This window comes from Sulfitobacter sp. IGS-18, from assembly GCF_059628195.1.
Map to the genome: position 1 here is coordinate 3366958 of NZ_CM184556.1, position 12424 is coordinate 3379381.

13 protein-coding genes are annotated in these 12424 nt (G+C 62.0%); 7 read left to right on the forward strand and 6 right to left on the reverse strand.

Annotation, left to right across the window (positions count from 1 at the left end):
- Nucleotides 1-81: 81 nt before the first annotated feature.
- The 3 genes from ACWNZ3_RS16290 to parC all read right to left on the reverse strand — a co-directional run bounded on the left by ACWNZ3_RS16290 (nucleotide 82) and on the right by parC (nucleotide 4853).
- Nucleotides 82-1176: a M48 family metallopeptidase gene (locus ACWNZ3_RS16290; RefSeq protein ID WP_496900588.1), complete on the reverse strand. Its 1095-nt coding sequence runs from the start codon at nucleotides 1174-1176 to the stop codon at nucleotides 82-84.
- Nucleotides 1173-2441, reverse strand: coding sequence for a DUF898 family protein (locus tag ACWNZ3_RS16295; protein ID WP_496901914.1), 1269 nt, complete (start codon nucleotides 2439-2441; stop codon nucleotides 1173-1175). The genes ACWNZ3_RS16290 and ACWNZ3_RS16295 overlap by 4 nt, the downstream gene beginning before the upstream one ends.
- Before the next feature lie 93 nt (nucleotides 2442-2534).
- Nucleotides 2535-4853: a DNA topoisomerase IV subunit A gene (gene parC, locus ACWNZ3_RS16300; protein ID WP_274575986.1), complete on the reverse strand. Its 2319-nt coding sequence runs from the start codon at nucleotides 4851-4853 to the stop codon at nucleotides 2535-2537.
- A 247-nt stretch (nucleotides 4854-5100) separates the two neighbouring features.
- On the opposite strand from parC, the gene ACWNZ3_RS16305 reads away from it, so the two are divergent.
- The 6 genes from ACWNZ3_RS16305 to ACWNZ3_RS16330 all read left to right on the forward strand — a co-directional run bounded on the left by ACWNZ3_RS16305 (nucleotide 5101) and on the right by ACWNZ3_RS16330 (nucleotide 9266).
- Nucleotides 5101-5685: an SH3 domain-containing protein gene (locus tag ACWNZ3_RS16305; protein WP_496900589.1), complete on the forward strand. Its 585-nt coding sequence runs from the start codon at nucleotides 5101-5103 to the stop codon at nucleotides 5683-5685.
- 61 nt (nucleotides 5686-5746) lie between these two features.
- A complete protein-coding gene (locus tag ACWNZ3_RS16310; RefSeq protein WP_496900590.1) occupies nucleotides 5747-6577 on the forward strand; it encodes an SDR family NAD(P)-dependent oxidoreductase in 831 nt (276 codons plus the stop codon).
- 55 nt (nucleotides 6578-6632) lie between these two features.
- On the forward strand, nucleotides 6633-6839 hold the full coding sequence (locus ACWNZ3_RS16315) for a twin transmembrane helix small protein (RefSeq protein ID WP_114274395.1): 207 nt from the start codon (nucleotides 6633-6635) through the stop codon (nucleotides 6837-6839).
- Nucleotides 6839-7414: a cob(I)yrinic acid a,c-diamide adenosyltransferase gene (locus ACWNZ3_RS16320; RefSeq protein WP_269367347.1), complete on the forward strand. Its 576-nt coding sequence runs from the start codon at nucleotides 6839-6841 to the stop codon at nucleotides 7412-7414. The genes ACWNZ3_RS16315 and ACWNZ3_RS16320 overlap by 1 nt, the downstream gene beginning before the upstream one ends.
- Nucleotides 7415-7581: 167 nt before the next feature.
- Nucleotides 7582-8340, forward strand: coding sequence for an electron transfer flavoprotein subunit beta/FixA family protein (locus ACWNZ3_RS16325; protein WP_114273641.1), 759 nt, complete (start codon nucleotides 7582-7584; stop codon nucleotides 8338-8340).
- Nucleotides 8340-9266 (forward strand): electron transfer flavoprotein subunit alpha/FixB family protein, encoded by a 927-nt coding sequence (locus ACWNZ3_RS16330; RefSeq protein ID WP_274575989.1) that lies wholly within the window; start codon nucleotides 8340-8342, stop codon nucleotides 9264-9266. Before ACWNZ3_RS16325 ends, ACWNZ3_RS16330 begins: the two co-directional genes overlap by 1 nt.
- 68 nt (nucleotides 9267-9334) lie before the next feature.
- Here the strand turns inward: ACWNZ3_RS16330 and ACWNZ3_RS16335 are convergent, their stop codons facing one another.
- Complete coding sequence (locus ACWNZ3_RS16335; protein ID WP_496900591.1) at nucleotides 9335-10165, reverse strand: DUF6473 family protein; 831 nt, start codon at nucleotides 10163-10165, stop codon at nucleotides 9335-9337.
- A gap of 158 nt (nucleotides 10166-10323) precedes the next feature.
- Here ACWNZ3_RS16335 and ACWNZ3_RS16340 point away from each other — a divergent pair, with 158 nt between their 5' ends.
- Nucleotides 10324-11199 (forward strand): 3-hydroxybutyryl-CoA dehydrogenase, encoded by an 876-nt coding sequence (locus tag ACWNZ3_RS16340; RefSeq protein ID WP_114273644.1) that lies wholly within the window; start codon nucleotides 10324-10326, stop codon nucleotides 11197-11199.
- 22 nt (nucleotides 11200-11221) lie between these two features.
- Here ACWNZ3_RS16340 and ACWNZ3_RS16345 read toward each other — a convergent pair whose 3' ends face one another.
- Nucleotides 11222-12097, reverse strand: a complete 876-nt coding sequence (locus ACWNZ3_RS16345; protein WP_269367355.1) for a lysophospholipid acyltransferase family protein — start codon at nucleotides 12095-12097, stop codon at nucleotides 11222-11224.
- Between the two features lie 56 nt (nucleotides 12098-12153).
- The gene (locus ACWNZ3_RS16350) at nucleotides 12154-12423 is read right to left on the reverse strand and encodes an HPr family phosphocarrier protein (RefSeq protein ID WP_114273646.1); all 270 of its coding nucleotides are present in this window, start codon (nucleotides 12421-12423) and stop codon (nucleotides 12154-12156) included.
- Nucleotide 12424: the final 1 nt, after the last annotated feature.

Consider the following 12424-nt stretch of genomic DNA (forward strand, 5'->3'; position numbering starts at 1 on the left):
GGGCGCCAGCGGAAAAATCCGTCTCGCGCGGGTGGGCGACAATGAATGTCAACACGACCTAGGCTCTGGGCCGACCAGGCCTCATTCGCAGATTGTGCGCAGGGCGGCCCAATCCTCCGCGCTCAGCGCCGGGTCATACGCGGCTCCCGCCTCGACTGCCGCCCGCGCCGCTTCGATGCGGGCACCCAAGGCTGGATGGCTCAGGAAATGCGCCGCCACGCCGTCGCGGTCCCCATACTTGCGGCGAAAGCTCTCGAACATGTCACCCAATGCACCGGGGCTGATACCGGCGCGCGCCAGCACGTCATGGGCAAAACTGTCCGCACCCGCCTCGGCCTCCTGGGAATATTGCGCGGCGATCAGCCGCTCCGTCAGGAACAATACCGCCGCACCGCCGGCGAAATCGCCAAACAGCAATCCCAGCACACCGATGGACCCGGCAGACCGCAAGGCATGGCGGGTGGGGTCACGGCTGACCACATGGCCGATCTCATGGGCCAGCACCGCCGCGACCTCATCGGGGCTTTCAGCCGCCTCGATCAGCCCGCGAAACAGCACGACAAAGCCGCCCGGCAGCGCAAAGGCATTGACCATCGGGTGATCCAGTACCGCGACATTGATCTGCGGCACGCCATTTGTCGGCGCGTCCAGGCGGGCCACCAGCCGCTCCAGCGCGGCCACGCCTTCGGGGGCCTCGCACAGCGGCACCGGGTTCAGGCCGGTATCGTCCAGCGCCTCACGGATATGGCCGAATGTCGCCTCGCCCAGCGCCCGTTCCCCCGCGGGCGGGATATAGGCCGCCATGTTGTCGGCCAGCAGTGGAACCAGAACACCAATCTGCAGGGCCACTGCCGCAACTGCCGCCAGCGCCCAGGCGGCCAGCCGGCCGCGGCCCTTTGGCGGCGTGCGGCGCAACCGGTTCGGCAGATGTGTCAGCAGGCTGGCGTCGGTCACGAAAAGCCGCGCGAGCGGGTCACCCTTCAGCCACAGCACTGCGCCACCTTTTCCAGCCGTATCCGGCAATTGCCGCACATCCCCCACGGGCCAGCGTAGAATGCGCCCGTCATCCAGCCCGATCTGGAGGATGCCCGAAGCGATATGCAGGCTGACCTCCTCGGCCACCGGCCTGTCACCTTCGAAAAAGGCCGCCCCCATGGCGTCAAACCCGATGCTCATATCGCGGCCCCCAGATCCAGCGCTTCGGCAAAGCCTTCGGCCTCGGCAAAGGCATCGCGGTCGCGCTGGCTGATCGCCTGCAGGCCCGCTGTTGTCGGCAGGGTTGTCGTCCGCGCCATATGACGCATGATCGGAAAGGTGACGAAGGTATTGTGCAACACCCCCCACAGCAGGAAGACCGACAGGTAGATCACCCCGAGGATACCAAAGGACAACCAGCGCGGCAGGTTGCCTAACCCGCCAAGCCCGGCAGCATTGGCCCCTTCCAGCCAGGCAGTCGGGCCATACATGGCAATGCTCAGCACCACCAACAAGGCGATGCCCAGCACCAGCACCAGGTAGGAGATGAAGGTGCCCAGCGTATAGATCATCGCGATGCGCGGCCCCTGCAGGCGCGAGGCAAAGGTCACGCCATAGGCGGCCTTGTGGTTTGCCATGATACGCTTGGCCACCCACCGGTAATGTATCGCACCGTAGACCAGCCCCGCCATGAGGACCGGAACCGCCCACAGCCGCTCCGGACTTTCCCAGCCAAGCGGCCAGCGGCCAAGTTGCAGCGCTGTCACAAACCGCGACGGCAGGGAGCCCGGATTGGACAGCAGATCCGGGGTGATCGGGTCAATCACCAATATCCACAGGGCCAGTGCCATACCCGCGATCACCACCGCGATAAAGGGCAGCGCCGCACGGTAGAGCATTTGCCAGCGTCCCTGCTGAACCAGCCGGGCGGATCCAAAGAACGTCCGGTCGGTGCGGTATTTCTCCAGCGCGAAGGTCATCCGGGGCCAGAGAATGCCCAGCGTCAGGATCGTGACCGCCCAATGCACCAGCGCCCGCCCGGCATAGCCCCAAGCCCCTTTCTCAAGGCCAAAGCGAACCCCGCGCCAGCGGGTCCGGGCCAGCACATAGCGCCGGGCGCGGTAACGGGCGTAGAACCAGATCGGGATGACCCCTGCGAAACTGGCGAGATATCCCAGCCAGGAGGAATTGAAGACCGAAAAGCTGACGAACATCAGCAGCAGGTTCACGATGCCGATGTAAAATGTCAGCACCACAACCGCGATGAAAAAACCCAGCAGCTTTTCCAGCGGGTCGCCCACGTATTCCAACGGATGCCCGCCGGGCCGGATCGCGGACCAGTACCAGCGCCGCAGCCGCGTTTTCATCCAGAAGCGGTAGAACCCCAGGGTGAGGATGGTGAAGAAACCGGTCTTGAGCGCCAGCCAGAACAGCGGCCATCGCCTGCCGGTGAATTCAACCTGCATGCCATCCGGCTGCAGCTGCGCAGGTGCTGCCTGCGGTGGGGCGGCCCAGGGGCTGTCTGGCACAGCGGTATCGCTCATGCCAGGCAGCCCGGATCAGGTGAACTTGTTGTCACGGGGGAAGCCGCGCGGTGCCATCCGACCGGCGGAGGCCCGTTTGCCGGTCCACTCGGTCAATTCGATCTCTGTCCGGGTGCGGCCAGCGGGGTCAAGCCAGGTCAGGCCCGTGGCACCGTCAAAGGTGGTGGCGTCGGACATGCCGCCGTCCTTGTACTTCTGCAGCCGCACGCCCTTGCCCCGGCCCATCTCGGGCAATTCGTCCAGACCGAACACAAGCACCTTGCGGTTCTCGCCCACCACCGCGACACGGTCGCCCGTGACGGGCCTGCACACCAGCGCCTTCACATCGCCCCGCACGTTCAGCACCTGCTTGCCGCTCCGCGTCTGCGCCACGACATCCGCTTCCGGCACGACAAACCCGTCGCCTGCGGTCGAGGCGACCAGCAGTTTGCGGTCGGGCTGGTGAATGAACAGATCGACGATGCGCACCTCGTTGGGCAGGTCCACCATCAGACGCAGGGGTTCGCCCATGCCACGCCCGCCGGGAAGATTGGCCGCAGAGATCGTGTAGAACCGCCCGTTTGACCCAAAGACCAGCAGCCGGTCGGTGGTTTCGGCGTGGAATATGAACCGGGGGCCGTCGCCGTCCTTGAATTTCAATTCGCGGGTCAGGTCGATATGGCCGGTCATCGCCCTGATCCAACCCATTTCGGAACAGACAACGGTGATCGGCTCGCGGTCGATCATGGCCTCGATCGGCACGTCCTCCACCACGCCTGCCTCGGCAAAAGTGGTGCGCCGCTGTCCGCAATCGACGCCGTCAATGATCCAGTCCTTGCCAAATTGCTTCTTGGTGGCACGCAGCTGTTCGGTGATGCTGTCCCACTGCAGGTCTTCGCTTTCCAGCAGATCCTCCAGCCCGGCGCGTTCTTCCATCAGTTCGGATTGCTCGCGCAGCAGCTCCAGCTCTTCCAGCCGCCGCAAGGAGCGCAGGCGCATGTTCAGGATCGCATCGACCTGCACTTCGGACAATTCGCCCTCGCCCGGGGCGGGGCTGACATAGTCCTTTTCGTCCATCGCGCGGACGTGGTCCTTGCCCCAGTCCTCACGCATGAGCGCGGCCTTGGGGTCTTCGTCATAGCGGATGATGTCGATCACGCGATCCAGGTTGAGGAAGGCAACGATGAACCCTTCCAGAACCTCAAGCCGATGGTCGATCTTTTCCATCCGGTGCGCGGACCGGCGCTGCAGCACTTCCCGGCGGTGATCCAGGAAGGCCCGCAGCACTTCCTTCATGCTGCAGACCTTTGGCGTCACGCCATCAATCAGCACGTTCATGTTCAGCGAAAACCGCACTTCCAGATCGGAGTTGCGGAACAGCATCCCCATCAGCACATCCGGATCCACGGAGCGCGAGCGCGGCTCGATGATCAGGCGCACGTCGTCGGCGGATTCGTCGCGGACATCACCCAGAATCGGGATCTTCTTGGCCTGGATCAGCTCGGCGATCTTTTCGATCAGCTTGGATTTCTGGACCTGATAGGGAATTTCCGTGACCACGATCTGCCATTGACCCCGGCCCAGGTCTTCCACTTCCCAGCGGCAGCGCAGGCGAAAGCCGCCCTTGCCGGTGCGGTAGGCCTGCGCAATATTCTCGGCCGGTTCCACGATGACGCCCCCGGTGGGGAAATCCGGGCCGGGCACAAAGTTGAGCAGGGTATCATCCCGGCAATCGGGCACCTTGATCATGTGAATGCAGGCATCGCAAAGCTCAGCGATGTTATGCGGCGGAATATTCGTGGCCATGCCCACAGCGATCCCGCTGGACCCGTTGGCCAGCAGGTTCGGGAACTGCGCGGGCAATACCGCCGGTTCGGTCAGCGTGCCGTCGTAATTCTCGCGAAAATCGACAGCGTTCTCGTTCAACCCCTCCAGCATCGCCTCGGCAACGGCGGTCATCCGCGCCTCGGTATAACGGCTGGCGGCGGGGTTATCGCCGTCGATGTTGCCAAAGTTGCCCTGCCCGTCGACCAGCGGGTAGCGCACGTTGAAATCCTGCGCCAGACGCGCCATCGCGTCATAGATCGCGGCATCGCCGTGCGGGTGATAGTTGCCCATCACGTCGCCCGAGATCTTGGCCGACTTGCGGAATCCGCCGGTCGAGGACAGCCGCAACTCGCGCATCGCAAAAAGGATACGGCGGTGAACCGGTTTCAGCCCGTCCCGCGCGTCGGGCAGCGCGCGGTGCATGATCGTGCTGAGCGCATAGGTCAGATACCTGTCGCCAAGTGCGCGGCGCAGCGGTTCGGACACATTGTTCGGGTCCGCCTGAGGGGGGTCGGTTACATCTGACATGGAGGGCTTTCTATCCAAGGGGCGCTTGGGCGGCAAGCGCTGGAATGGCCGCATTTTACCGCATTGCGGCAGTTGCGCCACGGGGGACCGAATTTTGCTTTTTCCCCGGTCCCTCCGGAATATTTTTCAACTAGGGAACCTAAACGCGTGACTTATGTGTTAGTGTTGTAACTCGTGTACATTGGGGAGCGTCATGAAGCGATTTATTTTATTGAGTTTCGGTTTTTTGGGTTGGGCTTTCTACGAAATGAGCGGCGGAGCGGACTTTGAACCGCGCAGCGTTCAGATCGCACGCATGAACCCGGCGCCGCAGGTGCAGGAGCAGACGGTCGTCACCAGTACTGCCGAACAGCCCGGCACCGAAACCGCTTTCGTTGACACCGATCCGCCCCTGAACGCCCCTGATGACAACAGCGTGACCCGGGTTTCTCTGAATTTGACCGCCATCAGCGACATTCTGGAAAACAGCGGTTCTGTCGATCCCGAAGTGACCGATGCCGCCGTATCTGCAGATGACAGCGCTGTGCCGCAGAACGTCGGCAGCCTGACATCCAGCGCCGATACACCCGCGATCATCCCCAGCCTGATCAACCCCAACGATGGTTTGACCACCGCATCCTATTCGAGCACCGAAGGCGACATTCGCATTGTCTCGGGCAACCGTGTGAACGTGCGGGGCGGGCCCGGCACCAATTTCGGCGTTGTGACAAAACTTGCCGAAGGTGACGCCGTACGCGTCGTTCTGGACAACGGCGATGGCTGGGTGAAGATGCAGCCGCTCGATGGCGGCCCCGAAGGCTGGATGGCGGATTTCCTTTTGACCGGGGGCTGACCCCGGCTTGCCAAAGCATCCGACCCGCGCGAAGAAAGGCCTCCACCACGGGGGCCTTTTCATGTCGGCACGTTCCATCCTGATTACCGGCTGTTCCAGCGGCATCGGCGAAGCCTGCGCCCATGGCATGCGGGCGCGCGGCTGGCGGGTCTTTGCCAGTTGCCGCAAACAGGCAGATTGCAACCGCCTGATTGCCGCCGGGTTCGAGTCTCCGCGCCTTGACTACGCGGATGAGGACAGCATCCGCGCAGCACTGGACGAGGTACTTGCCGCAACCGGCGGCACGCTGGACGCGCTTTTCAATAACGGTGCATTCGCCCTGCCCGGCGCGGTGGAGGACCTGCCGACCGAGGGGTTGCGCAGCATCTTCGAAACCAATTTCTTTGGCTGGCATACATTGACGCGCGCGGTCATCCCGGTGATGCGGACACAGGGTCAAGGAAGGATCGTGCAATGTTCTTCCGTGCTGGGCATGGTCACAATTCCCTGGCGCGGCGCCTATAGTGCGACGAAATTCGCACTGGAAGGGCTGACCGATTCCCTGCGCCTTGAAATGCGCGGCACCGGCCTGCACATCTGCCTGATCGAGCCCGGGCCCGTGACCTCGAAGATCCGGGTCAATTCGATCCCGCATTTCGAACGCTGGATTGATTGGGAGGCCTCGCCCCGCGCCGAACAATACCGTGGCAGCCTGCTGAAACGGCTCTACGAATCGTCCGGGCCGGATCGTTTCGAACTGGGGCCGGAAGCGGTTCTGAAGCGCCTGATCCATGCCTGTGAAGCCACCCGCCCCCAGGCGCGATACTATGTCACGACTCCGACCTATCTGGCGGGGATGCTGCGCCGCCTGCTGCCCACCGCCCTGCTGGACCGGGTGATGGGGGCAGGATAAAGGTTGCGTTCAAGGCCATCGCCGCTACATCCCGACCCAGGGAAAGGGAATGATCATGTTTGAAGACCCTCTGTTCATCGTTGTGCTTCTGTCTGTTGTGGCTGTTGCAGTTGTCCTGTTGATCGGCCTTGGCGGCTTTGCCGGTGGCGGCGAATTCAACAAGCGCAACGCGAACAAGCTGATGCGCTTGCGGATTCTCGCGCAGTTCATCGCGGTCCTGCTGATCCTGGGCTTCGTCTGGCTACGCGGAGGAGCGGACTGATGGTTGTCCTCAACAAGATCTATACCCGCACCGGCGATGCCGGAACAACCGCACTGGGCAATGGCGACCGTGTTGCAAAGCACAGCGACCGGGTGGAAGCCTATGGCACCTGCGACGAGCTGAACTGCTTTGTCGGCGTGGCGCGGCTTGAGGCGAAAGGCCAGACCGACAAGGCGCTCAGCCGCATTCAGAACGATCTCTTTGACCTGGGTGCCGACCTGTGCAGGCCGGACATGGCATCGGACGACAAGGCCGAATACCCGCCCCTGCGGATGACCGCGGCCCAGGTCGACCGGCTGGAGCAGGAAATCGACGTGATGAATGCCGAGCTGGAACCGCTGCGCAGCTTTGTCCTGCCCGGTGGCAGCAAGCTGGCGGCTCATCTGCACGTTTGCCGCACCGTTGCCCGCCGGGCGGAGCGTCTGACCGTTCTGCTGGCAGAGCAGGGCGACGTGAACAGCGCGGCGGTAAAGTACCTCAACCGGCTCAGCGACTGGTTCTTTGTCGCCGCACGGATGGCGAACAACGGTGGCAAGGATGACGTGCTGTGGGTGCCGGGCGCCAACCGGGACTAGGACCCGAGCGACCCATTGCCAGCGCTAACAGGTCAGAACGCGGCGTCTTCACTGCGGAAAATGCCGATTTTTCCCTGTTTCGCCCCTTGAGGTTTCGCTAAACCAGCACGAGACAATTCCATCGCCCGCCCTATGTGGGTGTGCAGCAACCAAGGAGAAGAACGCACATGAAGGTATTGGTGCCTGTCAAACGCGTGATTGACTATAACGTGAAAGTCCGCGTGAAATCGGATGGCAGCGGTGTTGATCTTGCCAACGTGAAGATGTCGATGAACCCGTTTGACGAGATTTCGGTCGAACAGGCGATCCGCCTGAAGGAAGCGGGTGATGCGGAAGAGATCGTCGTTGTTTCCATCGGTGTGAAGCAGGCGCAGGAAACCCTGCGCACGGCGCTGGCGATGGGTGCGGACCGGGCGATCCTGGTGGTTGCGACCGACGACGTGCATCAGGACATCGAACCGCTGACCGTTGCCAAGATCCTCAAGGCGATCGTGGACGAAGAGCAGCCGGGCCTGGTGCTCTGCGGCAAGCAGGCGATCGACAACGACATGAACGCCACCGGCCAGATGCTCTCGGCGCTGCTGGGCTGGTCGCAGGCCAGCTTTGCCTCCGAAGTCTCGATTGACGGCGACCATGCGGTTGTGACGCGCGAAGTGGACGGCGGGCTGCAGACCATCAAGGTGACCATGCCCACCGTGGTGACGGTTGACCTGCGTCTGAACGAGCCGCGCTATGCCTCGCTGCCCAACATCATGAAGGCCAAGAAAAAGCCGCTGGATGAGAAGACACCTGCCGACTACGGGGTCGAAGTCGCCAACCGGCTTGAAATTCTGAAGACAGAAGAGCCCGAGGCCCGCGCAGCGGGGGAAATCGTGCCCGATGTGGACACGCTGGTGGCGAAGCTCAAAGAAAAGGGAGTTGTGTAATGGCTGTTCTGCTTCTTGCCGAGGTCAACAATGGCGAACTGGCAATGGACGCCACCGCCAAGACTGTGACCGCCGCCAAATCTCTTGGTGACGTGACCATTCTCTGCGCGGGCGGCTCTGCTGCTGCCGCGGGTGAGTCCGCCGCGAAAATCGACGGCGTGTCCAAGGTGCTGGTCGCCGAGGATGCAACGCTGGGTCACCGTCTGGCGGAATCCACGGCGGCGCTGATCGTGTCGCTGGCCGGCGATTACGAGCACATCGTCGCCCCCGCCACCACCGACGCAAAGAACGTGATGCCCCGCGTTGCGGCGCTGCTGGACGTGATGATCATCTCGGACGCTTCCGGCGTTGTGGATGGCGACACGTTCGAACGCCCGATCTATGCAGGCAACGCGGTCCAGACCGTGAAGTCGAAAGACGCCAAGAAGGTCATCACCTTCCGTACATCGACCTTCGATGCGGCCGGGACCGGCGGCTCTGCCCCGGTCGAGACGGTGGGCGCAGCGGCTGATCCCGGCCTTTCGTCCTGGGTCGAAGACAAGGTTGCCGCCAGCGACCGCCCCGAGCTGACCTCGGCCGGGATCGTTGTGTCGGGTGGCCGTGGTGTCGGCTCGGAAGAAGACTTCAAGCTGATCGAGCAACTGGCCGACAAACTGGGCGCCGCCGTTGGCGCGTCCCGTGCAGCGGTCGATTCGGGCTATGCCCCGAACGACTGGCAGGTTGGCCAGACCGGCAAGGTGGTCGCGCCCGAGCTTTATGTGGCGGTCGGCATCTCCGGTGCGATCCAGCACCTTGCGGGGATGAAGGATTCGAAGATCATCGTTGCGATCAACAAGGACGAAGAAGCCCCGATCTTCCAGGTCGCCGATTACGGTCTGGTTGCCGACCTCTTTGAGGCTGTGCCGGAACTGTTGGGAAAACTGTGATCTGACCAGCCAGCCAGGCTGGCCATTTCGGAACGCTCAAAGGCCCGCCACTGGCGGGCCTTTCTGTGTCAAAGAGAACCGATTTTCCCGATCAATCTGGCGGCACATTCCTCATGTGCCTGTGGCCCGAGCATTTGCGCCGCCGCCATCTCCTCCAACGGGCTGAAGATCATCCCCCCTGTCCCCTTCTGTACCGCAGCGGCAGAGGCGACCACTTCGACCAGATCGGTCGCATCCGCTGCGACCTGCTCCAGCATCATGCGGGTGACGAACAAGGGACCGGCACCGCAGCGCTCCATGCCGTCGCCGTCATCCTCTGCCGGGACATGGTCGGAAAACCAGAGCAGAACGCACTTCCTTCCGGCATGGCCCAACAGCAGTTTCATCCGCGCAATCCAGGCGCGTTGCAACTCCCTGCGGACCGCCGCGAACCGTTCCGGCGACACCTGATGAAGGTGCCCCAGCATGTGCCTGGTAAAATGGAAATCCGCAAAATCCACCTCTGGATAGATGGTTTGCAACAGGGGTGACGGCGCCACGAACCGGTCGTTCCGGCGCGGATGGACCGTGTAGAACCGGTTTGACATGTTCTGTGCGCCCATGACCTGCACCACAACCGCATCGGCCCGCGCTGCCGCGTCAATGACAAAGGGATCAAGCGTGAAAGCATCAATGCCCGCATTGGGCAGACCGAAATTCACGCAGGGCTTGCGCAGCCCCTCCTCGACCAATGCGGGAAAGGGCCTTTCGATGAACCTGCCATATGTCTTTGTCCCGCCCAGAAAGGCAATATAGGGCTCTTGCAGATTGCGTTGCGGCCCCCGGAACACAAGCTTGGAATTGGCATACCGACACGGCTGATAATCAAGGGCCCCCGGCCCCAGCACATCATAGGTCATAAACCCACCTCATTTAACTCACCCATCCGCACCCTGCACCACCTCCGCTTGCGATTTTGTAAATGGAAGAATTTGCCGAGCCTTTTAGACACCTGCAGCCCTTGCGGCTCGGGCCCCGCGCGCACTAATGTGTGCCGAACTCAGACAAAGGACGGGCCATGGACATCCAGACAATCGGTATCGTGGGCGCAGGTCAGATGGGCAACGGTATTGCCCATGTGATGGCGCTGGCCGGCTATGACGTCAAACTCACGGATGTCTCCGAAGACGCCCTGCGCGCAGCGGTCGAGATCATCGACGGAAACCTTGAACGGCAGGTCAACCGCGAGAAGATCACAGCCGAGGACAAGGCGGCGGCGATGGCGCGCATTCAAACCACCACCACCCTGACCGACCTGGGCAAGAGCGACCTGATCATCGAGGCCGCAACTGAACGCGAAACGGTGAAACAGGCGATTTTCGAGGACCTGATCCCGCATCTGAAGCCAGAGACGATCCTGACCTCGAACACCTCTTCGATCTCGATCACCCGGCTGGCCAGCCGCACGGACCGCCCGGAGAAATTCATGGGGTTTCACTTCATGAACCCTGTGCCGGTGATGCAACTGGTCGAATTGATCCGTGGGATCGCCACCGACGAGGAAACCTTCAAGGCCTGCGCTGATGTGGTGGACAAGCTGGGCAAGACCGCCGCCAGCGCCGAAGATTTCCCCGCCTTCATCGTCAACCGCATCCTGATGCCGATGATCAACGAAGCCGTCTACACGCTTTACGAAGGTGTGGGGTCTGTCAAATCCATCGACAGTTCGATGAAACTGGGGGCCAACCATCCGATGGGGCCGCTGGAACTGGCCGATTTCATCGGTCTGGACACCTGCCTTGCGATCATGAACGTGCTGCATGACGGGCTGGCGGATACGAAATACCGGCCCTGCCCCCTGCTGACCAAATATGTCGAAGCGGGCTGGCTGGGCCGCAAGACCCAGCGGGGTTTCTACGATTATCGCGGCGACACGCCTGTGCCGACCCGTTAGGTCGGCCGCAGGACCGGCCTGATCAGTCTTTCAGCGCCAGCGTATGCGCCCGCAGCCAGGCCATGAACCCGCGCGGATCGTCGGCGTATCTGTCGATTTCAGCCTGATCAATCGGGTGGCCGACAATAGGGCCCTGCGGCTTGTTGCAGGAATGGACGATCTCGTGCAGCAAGAGGCCCTGACGCAACATCGGGCTGATCTGGTTGGCAATCTGATAGGCGCGGCTGTTCTGGCCGGGAAACTTCATCGGAACGACAGCAGCACCCGAGCGGCGGATCATCTTGGCCGTAAAGACGTTCCATTCGGCCTCGACCGCCGGGCCCCACCAGGTCTCGGAGGAGGCAACGACGCCAGAGGGAAACAGCGCCACAACGCCGCCATCCTTGAGATGGGCCATCGCCTTGGCCCGCATTTCGACCCCTTTGCGCTGCGCGTCAGCGTCATGCGGGAAGGGCACCGGTATCATGAAACTGCCGGCCACCTCGTCAATCGAGGTCAGCAACGACCGTGTCAGGATGCGGTAATCGGAGCGGACCCGCCCGATCAGATCGGCAAAGATCATGCCATCGACCATGCCATGGGGGTGGTTCGCCACCACGACAACAGGACCTTTCGCCGGGATGCGCTCCAATTGTTCCTGCGGTGTCGTCAGGTCGATCCCCATCGTATCAAGGGCCGCACGCCAGAACGCCTGTCCCGAGGGGGCGCCACGTTTTTCGAACTGGCGGATCATGCGCAGGATGGTGAGTTTCCCGGTAAACATCTCCATCACACTGATAAAGCGGGCCTTCCAGGGATCGTCAAAAGTTGACGCATAGGAAAGACTGCGCCGATCATACTTGTTGAACGAAACGGTTTCAGCACGGGTGCTGTTCGCACTCGTGTTCCGGTTTATCAATGATTGTGACTCATCCACCAAGCAACATCACCTTTGTCATACGCGCATCAGCGGTGTCAGTAGCCTTCCCCGAACTTATCCGCAACCAATGCGGTCAGCGCCTCGGCCAATGCATCTGCATCGGGGCCGGAGGTCTGGATGTCAATAGTGGTACCACGGGAAGCGGCCAACATCAAAAGACCCATGATGCTGTCACCGGAAGCGGACATGCCGTCCTTGCTGACTTCGGCTCGGGCGTCGAAGGCTTCTACAACTTCCACCAGCTTGGCGGATGCACGTGCGTGAAGCCCCTTTACGTTAATAATCTTGAGGGAAATATCTGTCATT

Coding starts and splice junctions, on each gene's coding strand:
- ACWNZ3_RS16290 (WP_496900588.1), bottom strand. CDS start 1,176: ATGAGCATCGGGTTTGACGCCATGGGGGCGGCCTTTTTCGAAGGTGAC.
- ACWNZ3_RS16295 (WP_496901914.1), bottom strand. CDS start 2,441: ATGCAGGTTGAATTCACCGGCAGGCGATGGCCGCTGTTCTGGCTGGCG.
- parC (WP_274575986.1), bottom strand. CDS start 4,853: ATGTCAGATGTAACCGACCCCCCTCAGGCGGACCCGAACAATGTGTCC.
- ACWNZ3_RS16305 (WP_496900589.1), top strand. CDS start 5,101: ATGAGCGGCGGAGCGGACTTTGAACCGCGCAGCGTTCAGATCGCACGC.
- ACWNZ3_RS16310 (WP_496900590.1), top strand. CDS start 5,747: ATGTCGGCACGTTCCATCCTGATTACCGGCTGTTCCAGCGGCATCGGC.
- ACWNZ3_RS16315 (WP_114274395.1), top strand. CDS start 6,633: ATGTTTGAAGACCCTCTGTTCATCGTTGTGCTTCTGTCTGTTGTGGCT.
- ACWNZ3_RS16320 (WP_269367347.1), top strand. CDS start 6,839: ATGGTTGTCCTCAACAAGATCTATACCCGCACCGGCGATGCCGGAACA.
- ACWNZ3_RS16325 (WP_114273641.1), top strand. CDS start 7,582: ATGAAGGTATTGGTGCCTGTCAAACGCGTGATTGACTATAACGTGAAA.
- ACWNZ3_RS16330 (WP_274575989.1), top strand. CDS start 8,340: ATGGCTGTTCTGCTTCTTGCCGAGGTCAACAATGGCGAACTGGCAATG.
- ACWNZ3_RS16335 (WP_496900591.1), bottom strand. CDS start 10,165: ATGACCTATGATGTGCTGGGGCCGGGGGCCCTTGATTATCAGCCGTGT.
- ACWNZ3_RS16340 (WP_114273644.1), top strand. CDS start 10,324: ATGGACATCCAGACAATCGGTATCGTGGGCGCAGGTCAGATGGGCAAC.
- ACWNZ3_RS16350 (WP_114273646.1), bottom strand. CDS start 12,423: ATGACAGATATTTCCCTCAAGATTATTAACGTAAAGGGGCTTCACGCA.